This window comes from Pseudomonas sp. GW821-FHT01E10 (genome assembly GCF_059422365.1).
In genome coordinates, this window is the sequence record NZ_JBWKWT010000013.1 from 1 (window position 1) to 17,315 (window position 17,315).

Below are 17,315 nucleotides of genomic sequence, written 5' to 3' on the forward strand. Positions count from 1 at the left end.
CCATGTGAGAGTAGGTCATCGTCAAGATTAAATTCCGAAACCCCTATCTGCGTATGCAGGTAGGGGTTTTGTTTTGCCCGTAGGAAAGTGCTTTGGCAACAGAGGGCTAGCGGATGGCCATCCCTGGTAATGGTCGCATCGTTCGTGAAACTTCGGCAGAGCGCGCTAAAAACCATGCCGTTTTTGGTATGGTGCAGCTCGTTTCAACGGACTGACTGCAAGCCTACGGATCGGTACTCCCGTTTATAGTCAAAGAGTTGCTGCAGAAATGCCCGGACCGATACCAATCAAGGACCACGAGAAAGAGACGCTCCTGGTCAACAAAAGACTGATGGCCTGCGCCTTGTTCGTCGCCGCCATTACTTGCGCGCTGGTGGTGCGCATGTACGTCCTGCAGGTTGTCGAGTTCGACTATCACTCGACAATCTCCGAAAACAACCGCGTCCATGTCCTGCCGATCACTCCAACTCGTGGGCTGATCTACGACCGCAATGGTGTGGTCCTGGCAGACAACCGGCCCAGCTTCAACCTGACCATCACCCGCGAACGCGCTTCCGATGTCAAACGCGAGCTGGATGAAGTGGTCAACCTCCTGCACCTGCCGGCCGAGGACCGTACACTGTTCGACAAGGCGATGAAGCAGGCCAGGCACCCCTTCGTCCCGGTCACGCTGTTCTATGAGCTCAGCGAAGAACAGATCGCCGTACTCGCGGTCAACGAGTTCCGTCTGCCCGGAATCGATGTAGAGCCGCAGTTCGTTCGCCACTACCCCATGGGCGCGCACTTTGCGCATTCGATCGGCTACGTCGGTCGCATTAACGAAAAAGAATCCAAAGCCCTGGACACGGTGGAATACCGTGGCACCCAATCCATTGGCAAAACCGGTATCGAGAAATTCTACGAATCAGAATTGCACGGCCATGTGGGGTACGAAGAAGTCGAAACCAATGCCCAGGGCCGCGTGCTGCGAGTGCTCAAGCACACCGACCCGATCCCCGGCAAAAACATCGTCCTGAGCCTCGACGTCAAGCTTCAGGAAGCCGCCGAGGAGGCATTGGGCGATCGGCGTGGCTCGGTGGTCGCTCTCGATCCGTCGACCGGCGAAGTATTGGCCATGGTCAGCAAGCCAAGCTTCGACCCGAACCTGTTTGTGACGGGCATCAGCTTCAAGGAATACGCGGCGTTGCACGATTCCATCGACCGGCCGCTGTTCAACCGCGTGCTGCGCGGGCTCTACGCACCTGGCTCGACCATCAAGCCGGAAGTGGCGATCGCCGGCCTCGACGCCGGAGTCGTAACCCCGCAGACCCGCGTCTTCGATCCGGGCTATTACCAGTTACCGGATTTCGATCATAAGTACCGTAACTGGAATCACAGCGGTGATGGCTGGGTGAACATGGACACGGCGATCATGCGCTCCAACGACACCTACTTCTACGATTTGGCCCATAAGCTGGGCATTGATCGTCTGCACGACTACATGGCGATGTTCGGCCTGGGCGAGAAGGTCTCGCTGGACATGTTCGAAGAGTCTCCCGGGTTGATGCCGTCTCAGGCCTGGAAGCGAGCCACGCGGCGACAGGCGTGGTTCCCCGGCGAGACAGTGATCCTCGGCATTGGCCAGGGCTACATGCAGGTCACCCCTCTGCAATTGGCCCAGGCCACCGCGCTGATCGCCAACAAAGGTGTATGGAACCGGCCGCACCTGGCCAAGACCGTGGATGGCGTCGCGCCGGTGGACGAGCATCCGATGCCGAACATCCTGCTCAAGGATCCGCGTGACTGGGAGCAGGTCAATCACGGCATGCAGATGGTAATGCACGACGCCCGCGGGATTGCCCGAGCGGCGGCGCAGGGCGCGCAGTACCGCATCGCCGGCAAAAGTGGCACCGCGCAAGTGGTGGCGATCAAGCAGGGTGAACGCTACAACCGGGCGAAAACCCTGGAGCGCAACCGCGACAACGCCTTGTTCGTCGGATTTGCTCCGGCCGAACATCCGCAGATTGTCATCTCGGTGATGATCGAAAACGGCGAGGCCGGTGGTCGCGTCGCCGGCCCTGTGGTGCGGCAGATCATGGATGCCTGGCTACTTGATCAGGACGGCCACCTGAAGCCGCAATACGCCGCGCCGAGCAAAGCCCCGGGCGACCCTCACGTTTAAGGATCAAGGCTTCACAGCACAGGCTCCCGAATGCTGAGCATGTGCTGGAAGCTTTCCAGGAACACGGTTTCGGCCTGATTCATCTTCTGCTCGCGATTCCACAACAGCTGGATATCGAAATCCACCACGCCGTCTTCCGGCGGCAAACGCCAGAGCAAACCTTGCTCGACATCCCTGCGCACCAGATGAGTTGGCAAACACCCAATACCAAACCCTGCGCAGATCAAGCGGTAAATCTCTTCGAAACTGGTGGATGACGCAACGATCTTGCCGGTAAAGCCTTGCTGGTCGCGAAACAGGGTCAGGGGTGAAAGATTGCCGCCGAGCTGATCGCTGGTGAAACTGACGAAGTTCTCTGCAGCGAGCTGTTCAAGGGTCAGATTCTCTTGTCCGAAAAGTCGATGACGCTGCCCGCAAAAGTACGCATAACGCTCGCGAAACAATACTCTCTGTTCCAGTCGCGGCTGCGGTAAACGGCATAATCCGACGCCAATGGTCGCGGTCTTTTGCAGCAACGAACTGATGATGTTCGAACTGCCCATCACCTCAACTTCCAGCTCGACTTTCGGGTGGGTTTCATGGAAGTCGGCGAGGAACTCATCGTAGTGTCGTGCTTGCACGCCGCTGACGGTGAGGATGCGGATCTTGCCGACCACGTCGTCGTGCCGACTCTCCAGCACCGTTCCCAGGCGCGAAATATCGCCGTAAATGTCCGTTGCAATGCGCAGGACTTCTTCCCCGGTTTCCGTCAGATCGAACCGCCTTCCACTGCGGGCGATCAACACACATTCCAGTTGTTCTTCCAGACGCTTCAAAGCCTGGCTGACCGCCGACTGGGTGATGTGCAGCCGCGCGGCGGCCCGACTCATGCTGCCTTCCTGACCGATCACCAGATAAGTGCGCAGCAGGTTCCAGTCGAGACGGTCATTCAGAAAGCGGCGACCAACCCACGGGTTCGAAGTGGAGGGCATAAGGATTCCATGTAGTAGCAGTACTAATAGTAAATATAAGATTATGAAAATTGACTAATCCTGTCATGGCAGCGATAAAGCCCACAAGCGCCACAGAGTGCGCTGCTAAAGAGGTGTATTCGTGAGTAAACCTGAACACATCGGCACGGTTGAATGGCAAGCCCGTTGCGAACTGGCCGCGCTGTATCGCCTGGTCGCGCACTTTCGCATGACCGACCTGATCGACACCCACATTACCCTGCGGATTCCAGGGCCTGAGCATCACTTTCTGATCAACCGCTACGGGGTTATTTTCGACCGCATGCGCGCCTCGGATCTGGTGCGCATCGATCAGGAAGGGCGAGTGGTCGATCCGGCCTACAAAGGTCATCGGGTCAATGCCGCAGGCTTTGTGATCCACTCGGCAATCCACATGGCTCGCCCTGACCTGAATTGTGTGATCCATACCCACACCGCCGCCGGCATGGCCGTCGCCGCGCAGAAGCACGGCTTGTTGCCGATCAGTCAGCACGCGTTGAAGTTTTACGGCAAGTTGGCGTATCACACCTATGAAGGCATTGCCCTTTCGCTGGATGAGCGAGAGCGTCTGATTGCCGATCTGGGGCCGCATCGGGCGATGATCCTGCGTAATCATGGCCTACTGGTCGGTGGCTCCGGCGTGGCCCAGGCATTTCAGGAAATTCACTTCCTGGAGCGTGCCTGTCAGGCACAGGTTCAAGCGCTGGCCGGTGGTTCGGCGCTGCATTACCCGTCTCGGGAAGTCTGTGCGCACACCGCCGAACAGTTTGACCGCGATGAACAGGACAACATCATCGACCTGGCCTGGGAGGCTGCTCTGACCCTGATCGAATCCCAGCGCGAGTCCTACTTATCGTAAACTCTGTCATCAACAGCATTGTTTTGCTGTCCCGCGAAGGCGTCAGCGCATTCAACATCGACGTTGACTGACACACCGCCTTCGCGGGCAAGCCTCGCGCCTGTAGGAGGACATGTCCGATTTCAGAAGACCCCTTTCGCGAGCAAGTTCCCGCAGGATTGCTGCTCACCCTGTGGGGGCAAGCTTGCTCGCAATGACGATCTGACTATCCCTGCTACTTATCAATTTTTTCTGGCAGCGGCGCAAACAACGCCTCGATATCATCGCTCTGCAACTTCCAGTCCCCGGTCTTGCGTCCATCCAGCACGCCTGCGGCCAGATCGGATTTTTCCTTCTGCAGATGCTGAATCTTCTCTTCCACCGTGCCCCTGGCAATCATCTTGTAGACGAACACCGGCTTCTCCTGACCAATGCGATACGCACGATCCGTCGCCTGATTTTCCGTCGCCGGGTTCCACCAAGGGTCGTAGTGAATCACCGTATCGGCTTCGGTCAGGTTCAGGCCTACACCGCCAGCCTTCAAGCTGATCAGAAAGATCTGACGCTTGCCGCTCTGGAATTCCTTGACTGGCGTGCGTCGGTCACGGGTCTGGCCGGTCAGGATTGCATACGCCACGCCACGTTTGTTCAGTTCGTCCTCGATCAGCGACAGCATTGAAGTGAACTGCGAGAACAGCAAAATCCGCCGACCTTCCTCGAACAGCTCTTCAAGCATTTCCATCAGGCTATCGAGTTTGCCGGAGGTACTGCCGCGAGCGGGTAGGGCAGCATCGTTGACCAGGCGCAAATCACAGCACACCTGACGCAGCTTCAGCAGTGCCTCAAGAATGATGATCTGGCTGCGTGCCACGCCTTTGCGGGTGATCTCGTCGCGGACTTTTTTGTCCATGGCCAGGCGCATGGTTTCGTACACATCGCGCTGGGCTTCATTGAGCTCGACCCAATGGACGATTTCGGTTTTCGGCGGCAGTTCGGTGGCCACTTGTTCCTTGGTCCGGCGCAGCAGGAACGGTTTGATCCGACCGTTCAGGTGTTGAAGTCGTACTTCACTGGCACGTTTTTCTATCGGCACGCGGTAATCACGGTTGAAGTTTTTCACGTCACCGAGCCAACCCGGCAGCAGGAAGTGGAACAGCGACCACAGCTCGCCCAAGTGGTTTTCCAGCGGCGTGCCACTGAGGCACAGGCGTTGGCGAGCATTCAGCTCGCGGGCGGCATGGGCGGCCTTGCTGTTGGGGTTCTTGATGTACTGCGCTTCATCCAGCACCAGTACGTGCAACGGCTGCGCGGCCAGACGTTCGACGTCCTTGGGCAGCAGTGCATAGGTGGTCAGGATCAGGTCGTAATCGGCCAGGTTATCGAAATGCTTTTTGCGACTGACGCCGTACAGCGCCAGCACTTTGAGTTGCGGCGTGAAATGCGCCGCTTCGTCGAGCCAGTTCGGAATCAGGCTGGTGGGCATGACCACCATGCACGGCCGATCGAGGCGCCCGGCATTCTTCTCGCTGAGAATGTGTGCCAGGGTCTGTAGGGTTTTGCCCAGGCCCATGTCGTCCGCGAGAATCCCGCCGACTTCCAGTTGTCGCAACGACTGCATCCAGCTCAGGCCTTCCAGCTGATACGGACGCAAGGTGGCATTCAAGCCTTCGGGCGCTGCGGCGGTGTGGTCCTTGATGTCGCGCAGGCGCTGGGCAAAGGTGCGGATCTGCTCGCCACCTTCCCAGAGCAGCGGCAGGCCTTCCAGCGGGTTCAGTCGCGTGGCGTCGGCCTTGCTCAGGCGCAGCGTGGTTTCGCCGGGCTCTTGCAGGTAAAACTCGCCAAGGGTGGCCAGCACTGGTTTCAGGCGGCCGAAGGGCAGGGCGACCTGCAACGGGCCCTGGTCGGTGCTGCGACGTTGTGGGATGTTCACCAGGATCAGTTCGTCGTCACGACGTCGGGCGAGCCGTTCCGGGTTGAGGATTTCGGTGTGGGAGCGCATCAGGTTCAACAGGATCGGCAGCAGGCTCAGGCGTTCGCCGTTGACGATGATCCCCAGTTCCAGGTCGAACCAGTCGCGCTCCGGTGCCTGCTCGACGGTGGCGTACCAGTCGTCCACGGCGGTCAGGTCGAAGCCGAAATCCTCGTCGATCTGCAACTCCCAGCCTTGGGTGCGCAACTTTGGCAGTTCATTGAGGGTGAAGGTCAGCCAGGCGCTATCGTTGACCATCTCGTAGAGTTCGCCGGCACTTTCCGGCAAGGCCTTGCTTTGTCGGGTGGCGACTTTGAAACCGAGGATCCGCAGCTGCTCCCTGTAGGTCTGTTCGACTTCCGGGTGACGTTTTATCCGCAGCGTCTGTGTCTCCTGACGAATCAGGATGTCAGCGTTTTTCTGTCCGCTGACGTATTCGTCCAGATAGCTGAAGGACAGCGCCGCGCGATGCTGAATGTAACGCTGCATTTTTCCGTTGCGCGGTTCGAAGGCGCTGAACTCGATGCTCGCCAGCCACAGGCGCGGCACCGGTTGCACGTTGTCCACCAGCACTTGCGGCGGCGCTTTCGGGCTACGGTTTTCCAATACGGCCTGAAGTTTTTCCAGCAGTTCGGCGTCTTTCGCGGCTGCCGGATACGCGAGGGTTTCCTGCACTTGCAGCAACACCGCTGCGCAATGTTTGCAGTTGCTGTGAACCGGGCAGGTGCACGTGGCGTCGATCATCAGCAAGGTGCCTTTGGCCGACTCGCGCAGGCGAATGGTCTGACGGTAAACGTTACCGCCAGAGCCTTCGCAACTGGCGGTGATGGTGGTGTCGCCGACTTCGACGATCCTGACGCGGTTCTCCAGTGCGTAGCGGCGGCCACGCTCCAGGCTCTGTTCCTTGAATCGGCTGACCCAGGATGTTGCCAGGGGTTTGCTCAGGGTCGCGGACATAGGGGGCGTTCTCAATTAGTTTTCCCGTCGCGTTGTCGCCTTAAAGCGGGCCAGGCAAGGCGCAGGCCGCTGGGAATGGTTGTTCCCTTTCCAAGGCCTGCAACGCAGCCTGGCCCGCTTTAAGGCACAACCCGAAGGGCCGGGCCTGCTGTTGTGCAGGGCTGCGTTGCTCGAAGCTTATTTGGAATGACCAAACCACGCTTCTCGCGCCTTGCCCTGCACAACAGCAGACCCGGCGCGGCGTGAAAACTAATTGAGAACGCCCCCTAGCCTTCAATCAGTCCGGAATTTCATCAGGGACTGGCCGAGGTGCAGGGGCGGTCAGCGAGGTGATTTTGATCAACAGGCCCAGGTGACCATTGTCGAGGAAGTTCAGCAGGCCGTTCTTGGTGTGGCTTTCCTGCTTCAGGCGTTCGCTGGCGGTGACCATGCCGTTGGCGTCAATCTGATTGACCCAGAAGTCGGCGTCGACGTCAGTGAAACGCCCCAGTTTCAGGTTCAACGTGCCCTCGATCGGGAATTGGCCGAACTGTTCCTTGCCTTCGCTGATCGCGATTTTGCTGGCTTCTTCACCCAGGTTCTGTTGCCAGGCCTTGTGCAGCAACACCGTGTACTCGTTGCTGGCAGTGAGTTTTTCCACTTCGGCATTCAGGCTTGGCGTGCGAAAGCTGTCGGGGCTGATGCGTTGGGCACCGGCAGCCCAGTCTTCTGGCGCGGCGCGGCTGACGATGGCAGGCACGGCGTTTTGCCGTACCAGAATCATTTCAACCTGATACAGATCAGCGGCAAACGCGGTCGAGGCGAGCAGCGACATCAACAACGTCATCAGCAAGGTCAGTGAGCGAAACAGGCGCATGCGGCGTCCTTCAAGCAGTGGTCGGAATGAGGCGCTCGAATAGCGCCTCTACAGTATTAAAGCGTTCTTCGGGGCGCTCCATCGGCACGAGGAACTTGAACATCGTGGCGCCTTCGAATTTGTAGCGTTTGGGCTGGCTCTGGATCAGTTTGATCAGTGTCAGCGGGTCGACCGGGGTCTGTGCCGCGAATTCGATCCGACCGCCTTGCGGGCCGCCGTCGACTTTCTTGATGCCCAGCTGTTCGGCTTGCAATTTCAGCGCCGTGATCCGCACCAGGTTCTTGGTCGGTTCCGGCAACAGGCCGAAGCGGTCGATCATCTCCACTTGCAGGTCCTTGAGGCCTTCCTCATCGGTGGCCGAGGCAATGCGTTTGTAGAGAATCAGTCGAGCATGAACGTCCGGCAGGTAGTCTTCAGGAATCAACGCCGGTACACGCAGATTGACTTCCGGACCGCCACCCAGCGGTTGATCGAGGTTCGGCTGTTCGCCCTTGCGGATCGACTTCACCGCACGCTCGAGCATTTCCATGTACAGCGTGAAGCCCACGGCCTGGATCTGCCCGCTCTGGCCGTCGCCCAGCAGTTCGCCGGCGCCACGGATTTCCAGGTCGTTGGTGGCGAGCACGAAGCCCGCGCCGAGGTCCTGGGTGTTGGCGATCGCTTCCAGACGCTTTTCCGCGTCGGGAGTGATTTGCTGGCGTGGCGGTGTCAGCAGGTAAGCATACGCCTGGTGGTGACTGCGACCTACCCGGCCACGCAACTGGTGCAACTGGGCCAGGCCGAACTTGTCGGCGCGCTCGATGATGATGGTGTTGGCGCTCGGCACGTCGATGCCGGTCTCGATGATGGTCGAGGCGATCAGCACGTTGAAGCGCTTGTGGTAGAAGTCGCTCATCACCTGTTCGAGTTCGCGTTCGCGCATCTGCCCGTGGCCGATGCCGATCCGCGCTTCCGGCACCAGTTCGGCGAGGTCGGCGGCGCATTTCTCGATGGTCTTCACATCGTTGTGCAGGTAGTAGACCTGGCCGCCACGTAGCAACTCACGCAGCAGGGCCTCTTTGACCGTGCTCTTGTTCTGCTCCATGACGAAGGTACGCACCGACAAGCGACGGGCCGGCGGTGTGGCGATGATCGACAGGTCGCGCATACCCGACACCGCCATGTTCAGCGTCCGCGGAATCGGCGTTGCGGTCAGTGTCAGGATGTCGACTTCACTGCGCAGTGCCTTGAGCTGTTCTTTCTGACGGACACCGAAACGGTGCTCTTCGTCGATGATCACCAGCCCCAGGTTTTTGATTTTTACGTCATCTTGCAGCAGCTTGTGTGTGCCGATAACGATGTCGATCTTGCCTTCGGCCAGGTCCGCAACCGCGGCGTTCACTTCCTTGGCCGACTTGAAACGGCTCATCACTTCCACGGTCACCGGCCAGTCGGCAAAGCGGTCGCGGAAGCTGTTGTAGTGTTGCTGGGCGAGCAGGGTGGTCGGCACCAGAATCGCCACCTGACGACCGCCGTGCACCGCGATGAACGCCGCGCGCATGGCCACTTCGGTCTTGCCGAAGCCGACGTCGCCGCAGACCAGCCGATCCATCGGTTTGGGCGCGAGCATGTCTTCGCGCACCGCTTCGATGGTGGTTTGCTGGTCCGGGGTTTCTTCGAACGGGAAACCGGCGCTGAAGGTCGCGTAATCGGCTTTCGGGTCGGCGAAGGCATAACCCTCGCGAGCGGCGCGGCGGGCATAGATGTCGAGCAACTCGGCGGCCACGTCGCGCACCTGTTCGGCGGCCTTGCGCTTGGCTTTCTGCCAGGTCTCGGAGCCAAGGCGGTGCAGCGGGGCCAAGGCATCGTCACTGCCGGTGTAGCGGGCGATCAGGTGCAGGTTGGCCACCGGCACGTACAGCTTGGCGCCTTCGGCGTATTCGAGGGTCAGGAACTCGGCGGCCTGGTTGTCGATTTCCAGGATCGTCAGCCCCAGATAGCGGCCGACACCATGATCGATGTGCACCACCGGCGCACCTTCGCGCAGCTCGGTGAGGTTTTTGATCACCGCATCGTTGTTCGCGTCGGCGCGTTTTTCGCGGCGACGGCGCTGCATTACGCGCTGACCGAACAATGGGCTTTCGGCAACCAGGGCCAGCGCTGGGTCGTCCAGCAACAGGCCCTCGTCGAGCGGTGCAATGGTGATCGCCAGGCGCTCTTTGCTGGCGACAAAGTCTGGCCAGCTGTCGACGGTTTTCGGTCGCAGCTTCAAGCGTTCGAGCAATTCCAGCAGCACTTCACGACGGCCCGCGGACTCGGCGGTAAACAGCACGCGGCCGGGGAATTCGTCGAGGAAACTGGCCAGCGCCGCCAACGGCTGAGTGGCCTTGGCTTCGATGGCCAGGTTCGGCAGCGGCTGAGCCGGGAAGCGCTCGCGGCCGACACCGGTTTCGACGTCTTGTTGACTGGCCACCACACGGGGCCAGCTCTTCAGGCGCGCAAAGCAGTCTTCCACCGGCAGGAACAACTCGGCCGGTGGCAGTAAAGGACGGGACGGATCGACGCGGCGCTCTTCATAGCGGTTGCGCACATCGTTCCAGAAATTTTCCGCAGCCTGTTCGATGCCCGGCAGGGAAAACACTTGCGTGTCCTGGGGCAGGTAATCGAACAGAGTGGAGGTTTCCTCGAAGAACAGTGGCAGGTAGTACTCGATGCCCGCCGGCGTAATCCCGCTGCTCAAATCCTGGAAAATCGGGCAGCGACGGAAGTCGACATCGAAGCGCTCGCGAAACCGCGCCTTGAAACGGGTCACGGCTTCTTTCTGCAGCGGGAATTCCTTGGCCGGTAACAGTTTGACCGAGTCGACCTTGTCGATGGAACGCTGGTTTTCCGGGTCGAAAGTGCGCAGGGTTTCGATTTCGTCGTCGAACAGGTCAATGCGATAAGGCAACTTGCTGCCCATCGGGAACAGGTCGATCAGCGAGCCACGCACAGTGAATTCGCCATGCTCGTACACGGTATCGACGTATCGATATCCGGTGGCTTCAAGCCGGGTGCGCATCTGCTCGACATCGAGTTTCTGGCCGACATCCAGCACCAGGCTGCTGCCGAGCAGGAATTTGGTCGGCGCCAGACGGTGCAGGGCAGTGGTGATCGGCACCACCAGAACGCCATGCGCCAGCTCCGGCAACCGATACAGGCTGGCGATGCGTTGCGAGATGATGTCCTGGTGTGGCGAGAACAGGTCGTAGGGCAGGGTTTCCCAGTCGGGGAAGTGCAGAACAGGCAAATCCGGGGCGAAGAAACTCAGCTCCTGTTCCAGCCGTTCGGCACTCTGGCTGTCGGCGGTCAGTAGCAAGGTAAAGCGCTTGGCAGCGCTGGCGGCCTCGGCGATGGCCAGGCTCAGGGCGGCACCGGGCAGGTTGCCCCAGTGCTGTTTACCTGCCGCGGCAGGGAGAAGCGGTAGACGCAGAACGGGCACGGAAGGTTGAGCTCCAAGCGTTGCGACAAAGTCGGTAATTGTAACGGTCTCGGGTGCCGGCTGTCAGTTGCAGACTGTGTCTATATACACAGGGTGAGCAAAATGTAGTGGTAATGACAAAAACTGGCGATTTAATACTGGAAATGTAGTGCTAAAATCGCTCGGTGTTACGGATGGTTACGGACACTGTGGCGTTATCGTCGAAAAATTGACTGTGCTGAAAGCCCCGTATTTACTGGGCTGGCGCGGGGCGTGATTTTTTTGAACGGAATTTTGTTACCGCTCGTGCGACAGGCGCGCATTGCTACGGGAGGCACTCGGCGGCATAATGTAGCCCCTTTTTTCTGCCCCTACATGTGGAAGGTTCCCGTGACTCAGAAGCCCGACCAGTGTCTTGGTGAATGGATCGACCGTGAAGCACTCGCAGAAGCGATGATTCCGCTTATCGGTCAGCTCTACCGCAATAACAACGTGGTGAGCTCGATCTATGGCCGCAGTCTGATCAACCAGTCTGTCATCGCGATTCTCAAAGCTCACCGCTTTGCTCGCCATCGCCAGTCCGATGACAGCGAATTGTCCGTCCACGAAACATTCCCGCTGCTCAAGGCAATGAGCGAGCTCAAGCTCGGCGCTGCTTCGGTAGATCTGGGCAAGTTGGCCGTCAAGTTCAAGGCCGAAGGCAATGGCCGTACCGCCGAAGCGTTCGTCCGTGACGAACTGGCTGATGTGGTCGGCAAGCAGAATGGTTCCGGCCGTACCGGCACCGACGTTGTCCTGTACGGCTTCGGTCGTATCGGTCGTCTGCTGGCGCGCATCCTGATCGAGAAAACCGGTGGTGGCGACGGCCTGCGTCTGCGCGCCATCGTTGTCCGCAAGGGCGCCGAGAACGATCTGGTCAAGCGTGCCAGCCTGCTGCGTCGCGACTCGGTGCACGGTTCGTTCAACGGCACCATCACCATCGATGAAGCCAACAACACCATCACCGCCAACGGCAACCTGATCCAGGTTATCTACGCGAAGAACCCGACTGAAGTGGACTACACCCAGTACGGCATCAAAAACGCGTTGCTGGTGGACAACACCGGTGTATGGCGTGACGCCGACGGCCTGGGTCAGCACCTGGCCTGCCCGGGTATCGACCGCGTTGTTCTGACCGCGCCTGGCAAAGGCAAGCTGAAGAACATCGTTCACGGTATCAACCACGGTGAAATCACCGCTGACGACAAGATCGTTTCTGCCGCTTCCTGCACCACCAACGCCATCGTGCCGGTGCTGAAAGCTGTCAACGACAAGTTCGGCATCGTCAACGGTCACGTTGAAACGGTTCACTCGTACACCAACGACCAGAACCTGATCGACAACTTCCACAAAGGCAATCGTCGTGGCCGTAGCGCCGCGTTGAACATGGTGATCACCGAGACCGGTGCTGCCACTGCTGCCGCCAAGGCGCTGCCTGAACTGGCCGGCAAGCTGACCGGTAACGCGATTCGCGTTCCGACGCCAAACGTGTCGATGGCCATTCTCAACCTGAACCTTGAGAAAGCCACCACCCGTGAAGAGATGAACGAGTACCTGCGCTACATGGCGCTGCACTCCGATCTGCATAAGCAAATCGACTTCGTCAATTCGCAGGAAGTGGTTTCCACCGACTTCGTGGGCTCGCGCCACGCAGGCGTAGTGGACGCTGAAGCGACCATCTGCAACGACAACCGCGTTGTTCTGTACGTCTGGTACGACAACGAATTCGGTTACAGCTGCCAGGTAGTTCGCGTGATGGAAGACATGGCCGGTGTAAACCCGCCAGCATTCCCGCGCTAAGCCTTAGCCGCACATGAAAACGCCCCGACTTCGGTCGGGGCGTTTTTTTTTTTTTTGTGCGGGGCGCAATCTGCCGGGAGAAAGTGCTGGCAGCCGGTTAGCCGCAAGCCTTCATGTCTACGGGGCCGACAAACTCGTTGCCGCGGCCCATCACGCACGCCACGCTCTGGTTGCGCTGACGTTCCCATGCCTGAACCGGATAGGTCTTGTTCCAGGCTTCGTACAATTGCCGATCCTGTTTCGACAGGCGTAAGCCGTACTGCTTGCTCATGTAGAAATAGGTTCGGGCGATCATGCCGCGAATGGAAGGTCGGGGCATGACCTTCTTCGCCTTGAAGTCGATCTGAGTCAGGCACGAGCCATATTGACCCGATTGCACGGGTAGCCAGCCGAAACTGAAATTGCTCCGATCGCCATTTACCTCGCCGATGCTGGGTACCAGATTGTGCAGGTCGGCCTCAGCTTTTTGATAGGTCGGATCGTAGCGCGTGCAGTTCTTGCGACCTCCTTGTTGCCAGCACTGACGCTGATGGCCGATCTGCCAGGCCGGGACAATGTGTTCCCACTCGATGCGCGAGGCGCGCTTGGCGTTTTTGCGTGGCACATAACCACAGGCGGCGAGGTTCACGCGGTCGCCGGTGTATTTGCAGCCGCAATAGAACTCGGTGGATTGCGGAGCGTACAACTTCCAGGCGACTTCCTTGGCTTCGTTGAAGGTGCGTGGGGCGCCAGCCTGGGCGCCAAGGGTGATGAGCAGAAACAGCAAAGCAAGCCAGCGGACGCTCATTGACTCAGTCTTCCTTCGGCACAACCCAGAAAATCTGCACGCCGCCATCGTCGCGATGGGCGAGGGTGACGTTGTCGTTCTCGTCGATTTCTTCGAGCAAACGCTCCCACTCATCCACGGGTTCGTCCGGAAGACGGAAGATCAGTGCAGCTTTGGCTTTCTGGGCGGTGGGGGAATTGATGATTTTCTGAATGCGCATACCCAGGCGTTCGTAAGCGTCAGGAGAGGCGGAGGTAGTGGCCACGGAGTTATCCTTATTAAGCTGTACGTGCATACAGTATTTAACTGTAGGCATTTTCGCAACTGCTTAAAATTCAAGAAAATCCTCTGACAGTGGTTTTTTCCGTTTGGTGTAGGGCGAAGGGAGATTTTTTATCGGAAAGAGGTCGTGAACCACTCGCCAGGACTGGCGAGTGGTGACAGCGGTGCCCGACCGCGAACGGGGCGGGCGCGGGCGAATCAGTACTCCCAGAACATCCGTTGCAGCTCTTTGCTGTCGTTGGTCTTGGTCAGTGCGACCATGGCCAGGATGCGGGCTTTTTGCGGGTTCAGGTCGTGAGCAACAACCCAGTCGTACTTGTCGTCAGGCTGTTCAGCGTTACGCAACACGAAACCGCCGGCATTGACGTGAGAAGAGCGAATGATTTGTACGCCGTCTTTACGCAAGGCCTGCAGGGCGGGAACCACGCGGGACGATACCGAGCCATTGCCGGTGCCGGCGTGGATGATGGCTTTGGCGCCCGACTGCGCAAGGGCTTTGTAGGCGGTGTCGCTGACGTTGCCATAGGAGTAGGCAATTTCGACGTCAGGCAGACTCTTGATGGTTTTGATGTCGAATTCCGAGTCCATGGTGTGACGCTTGGCCGGCAGGCGGAACCAGTAGGATTTGCCTTCGACCACCATGCCCAACGGGCCCCAGGCACTTTTGAACGCCTCGGTCTTGATGTTGATCATTTTGCTGACATCGCGACCCGACTGGATTTCATCGTTCATGGTCACCAATACGCCTTTGCCGCGCGCGTCTTTGCTGCTGGCCACGGCGACGGCGTTGTACAGGTTCAGCATGCCGTCGGCCGACATGGCGGTGCCAGGGCGCATGGAGCCGACGACGATAATCGGCTTGTCGGTTTTCTCCACCAGGTTCAGGAAGTAAGCAGTTTCTTCCAGGGTGTCGGTGCCGTGGGTGATGACAATGCCATCGACGTCTTTGCTGTCGGCCAGTTCAGCCACGCGACGTCCCAGTTGCAGCAGGTTGTCGTTGGTGATGCTTTCGGATGCGATCTGCATGACTTGTTCGCCGCGAACGTTGGCCAATTGGCTCAGTTCCGGAACTCCTGCGATCAATTGTTCGATGCCGACTTTCGCCGCTTGGTAGGTGGCGCTGTTGGCGGCGCTGGCGCCCGCGCCGGCAATGGTGCCGCCGGTGGCCAGGATCACCACGTTCGCCAGTTTCTGTTGGGTTTCGATTTCTTTTGCCTGAAGGGCTGTAGGCAGAAGCATAAGCAGGGCCAAGGCGCCCGGAATAAAAGTGTTGAAGGCAGATTTCATTATTGTTTTCTCTAGTAGTGAGGCGGTGCAGATGCAAGTTCATCTAGAAGCGCCCCAAGCAGATCTGAACGCCGGGGGTGTAGAGGAAGAGCAGGATCTGTACCAGTCGGACGCTGGAGAAGGTGATCTTTTAACCTGATGATTTTTATCAATATTGTTGCCGTGGCTGGCGATACTTCGCGCCTGGCTGTCCGGGTTTCCGAATATGTTCAGCTTTTATGTTCGGCTCACCGACCTTCATTGAGAAGGTCGCCTTGCAAAATCGAAAATCGGTGCTAAAGAAAACCCCGCACAGGTCGATGCTCCTTTAAAGGATCTATTTTTTCAGGAGTTCACATGTCGTTTACTGTCGGTTTTGCAAATGCAGGCGCAATCACTATCGGGGGTAAATCCCCGGCGACCATCAACGACTTGAGTGAAGCAACATCCGACGCCTCGGCCCAGGCGCTCGGCGAAGAGCAGGGCGACGATAAGCAGGTCAGAACCGCTGGCGGCGCGGCGGCTCAGAGCGAAAGCAAATCCGAGAAAACCAGCAGTCAGAGTATTGCGGTGCAGGTATTGCTCAAGCGCATGCAGGAACTGCAGCAGCAACTGCGCGAACAGCAACAGCAACTGGCGGCCGCTCAGGCGGCGAATTATTCGACCCCGGAAGCCAAGGCCAGCGCAGTCATGACAATCCAGGGGCAAATCGCCAGTACCAGCGCTGCGCTGGCGCAAGTGACCGGCAATCTGGTCAAGGAGCTGGCCAAGGATTCCAGCGGCGGCGGTCTGGTCAACACCACGGCGTGAGGCAAAACGGGGTTGGCTTTTGCCAACCGAGACACGGAACGGGGCGTTGACAAATCTCGGCAGGGTTCGCATAGTTCGGTCTACGCAAACGTTTGCGCGGTCGCCGTCGATGGGTTGATCCATTGATGATCCAGCGCAAGCGTTGCTAAGAATAATCATAAGATCGGAGTGAACCCATGAAGCTGCCATTCGCTGGACGTCTTCTCGCTGTCGCTATGCTGGCTGCCGCATCCGCCGCGTTGCCTGTCTCTTCGGCATTCGCCGCAACCCCTGAAAAACCTAAAGTCGCGCTGGTCATGAAATCCCTGGCCAACGAGTTCTTCCTGACCATGGAAGACGGCGCCAAGGCCTACCAGAAAGACCACTCCGGCGACTTCGAGCTGATCTCCAACGGCATCAAGGACGAAACGGACACGGCCGGCCAGACGCGCATCGTCGAGCAAATGATCCTGTCCAAGGTCAACGCACTGGTCATCGCTCCGGCAGACTCCAAGGCCATGGTCCCGGTTATCAAGAAAGCAGTCGATGCTGGTATCACCGTGATCAACATCGATAACCAGCTGGACCCGGCTGTCGTCAAAAGCAAAAACATCACCGTTCCATTCGTAGGCCCGGACAACCGCAAAGGTGCGCGCCTGGTGGGTGAATACCTGGCCAAGCAACTGAAGGCCGGTGACGAAGTCGGCATCATCGAAGGCGTTTCCACCACCACCAACGCCCAGCAGCGCACGGCCGGCTTCAAGGATGCGATGGAAGCGGCGCAGATCAAAGTCGTGTCCCTGCAGTCCGGCGATTGGGAAATCGACAAGGGCGGCAAAGTGGCCTCGTCGATGCTCAGCGAATACCCGAACATCAAGGCCCTGCTTGCCGGCAACGACAGCATGGCGGTCGGCGCGGTCTCTGCCGTACGTGCCGCCGGCAAGGCCGGCAAGGTGCAAGTGGTCGGTTACGACAACATCAATGCGATCAAGCCAATGCTCAAGGATGGCCGCGTCCTGGCCACCGCCGACCAGTTTGCTGCCCGGCAAGCAGTATTCGGCATCGAGACCGCGCTGAAAATCATCAAGGGCGAGAAAGTCGATAGCGGCGCCAACGGCGTCATCGAAACTCCGGTAGAGCTGGTTACCAAGTAGTCTTTCTGGC

General features: G+C 58.8%; 12 protein-coding genes. 5 read left to right on the top strand and 7 right to left on the bottom strand.

The window, feature by feature from the left end; translation table 11 throughout:
- Positions 1-268: 268 nt before the first annotated feature.
- Positions 269-2,161: a penicillin-binding protein 2 gene (gene mrdA / locus AC07V0_RS20995; RefSeq protein WP_064616806.1), complete on the top strand. Its 1,893-nt coding sequence runs from the start codon at positions 269-271 to the stop codon at positions 2,159-2,161.
- 11 nt (positions 2,162-2,172) lie between these two features.
- Here mrdA and AC07V0_RS21000 read toward each other — a convergent pair whose 3' ends face one another.
- Positions 2,173-3,132 carry a LysR family transcriptional regulator gene (locus AC07V0_RS21000; RefSeq protein WP_064616807.1) on the bottom strand — a complete coding sequence of 320 codons (960 nt, stop codon included), beginning with the start codon at positions 3,130-3,132 and terminating at the stop codon, positions 2,173-2,175.
- 121 nt (positions 3,133-3,253) lie between these two features.
- Between AC07V0_RS21000 and AC07V0_RS21005 the strand changes: the two genes are divergently transcribed.
- On the top strand, positions 3,254-4,009 hold the full coding sequence (locus AC07V0_RS21005; protein ID WP_495019866.1) for a class II aldolase/adducin family protein: 756 nt from the start codon (positions 3,254-3,256) through the stop codon (positions 4,007-4,009).
- 214 nt (positions 4,010-4,223) lie between these two features.
- Here AC07V0_RS21005 and AC07V0_RS21010 read toward each other — a convergent pair whose 3' ends face one another.
- The 3 genes from AC07V0_RS21010 to mfd form a co-directional block, all read right to left on the bottom strand.
- Complete coding sequence (locus AC07V0_RS21010; RefSeq protein WP_495019867.1) at positions 4,224-6,914, bottom strand: SNF2-related protein; 2,691 nt, start codon at positions 6,912-6,914, stop codon at positions 4,224-4,226.
- 277 nt (positions 6,915-7,191) lie between these two features.
- Entirely contained in the window at positions 7,192-7,770 is a 579-nt protein-coding gene (locus AC07V0_RS21015; protein ID WP_018930294.1) for a CsiV family protein, read from the bottom strand.
- A gap of 10 nt (positions 7,771-7,780) precedes the next feature.
- Positions 7,781-11,230, bottom strand: a complete 3,450-nt coding sequence (mfd, locus tag AC07V0_RS21020; RefSeq protein ID WP_018930293.1) for a transcription-repair coupling factor — start codon at positions 11,228-11,230, stop codon at positions 7,781-7,783.
- Between the two features lie 354 nt (positions 11,231-11,584).
- Between mfd and AC07V0_RS21025 the strand changes: the two genes are divergently transcribed.
- A complete protein-coding gene (locus AC07V0_RS21025; RefSeq protein ID WP_026286742.1) occupies positions 11,585-13,048 on the top strand; it encodes a glyceraldehyde-3-phosphate dehydrogenase in 1,464 nt (487 codons plus the stop codon).
- Between the two features lie 97 nt (positions 13,049-13,145).
- Here AC07V0_RS21025 and AC07V0_RS21030 read toward each other — a convergent pair whose 3' ends face one another.
- The 3 genes from AC07V0_RS21030 to AC07V0_RS21040 all read right to left on the bottom strand — a co-directional run bounded on the left by AC07V0_RS21030 (position 13,146) and on the right by AC07V0_RS21040 (position 15,383).
- Entirely contained in the window at positions 13,146-13,835 is a 690-nt protein-coding gene (locus AC07V0_RS21030) for an endonuclease (RefSeq protein WP_495019868.1), read from the bottom strand.
- A 4-nt stretch (positions 13,836-13,839) separates the two neighbouring features.
- Positions 13,840-14,130, bottom strand: coding sequence for a DUF1654 domain-containing protein (locus AC07V0_RS21035; RefSeq protein ID WP_064616810.1), 291 nt, complete (start codon positions 14,128-14,130; stop codon positions 13,840-13,842).
- 164 nt (positions 14,131-14,294) lie between these two features.
- Positions 14,295-15,383, bottom strand: a complete 1,089-nt coding sequence (locus tag AC07V0_RS21040; RefSeq protein WP_018930289.1) for an asparaginase — start codon at positions 15,381-15,383, stop codon at positions 14,295-14,297.
- 336 nt (positions 15,384-15,719) lie between these two features.
- Here AC07V0_RS21040 and AC07V0_RS21045 point away from each other — a divergent pair, with 336 nt between their 5' ends.
- Together AC07V0_RS21045 and AC07V0_RS21050 are read left to right on the top strand one after the other, a co-directional pair.
- Positions 15,720-16,172, top strand: coding sequence for a hypothetical protein (locus AC07V0_RS21045; protein WP_086945274.1), 453 nt, complete (start codon positions 15,720-15,722; stop codon positions 16,170-16,172).
- A 176-nt stretch (positions 16,173-16,348) separates the two neighbouring features.
- Positions 16,349-17,305, top strand: a complete 957-nt coding sequence (locus tag AC07V0_RS21050; protein WP_019582837.1) for a sugar ABC transporter substrate-binding protein — start codon at positions 16,349-16,351, stop codon at positions 17,303-17,305.
- The last annotated feature ends 10 nt before the right edge of the window (positions 17,306-17,315 follow it).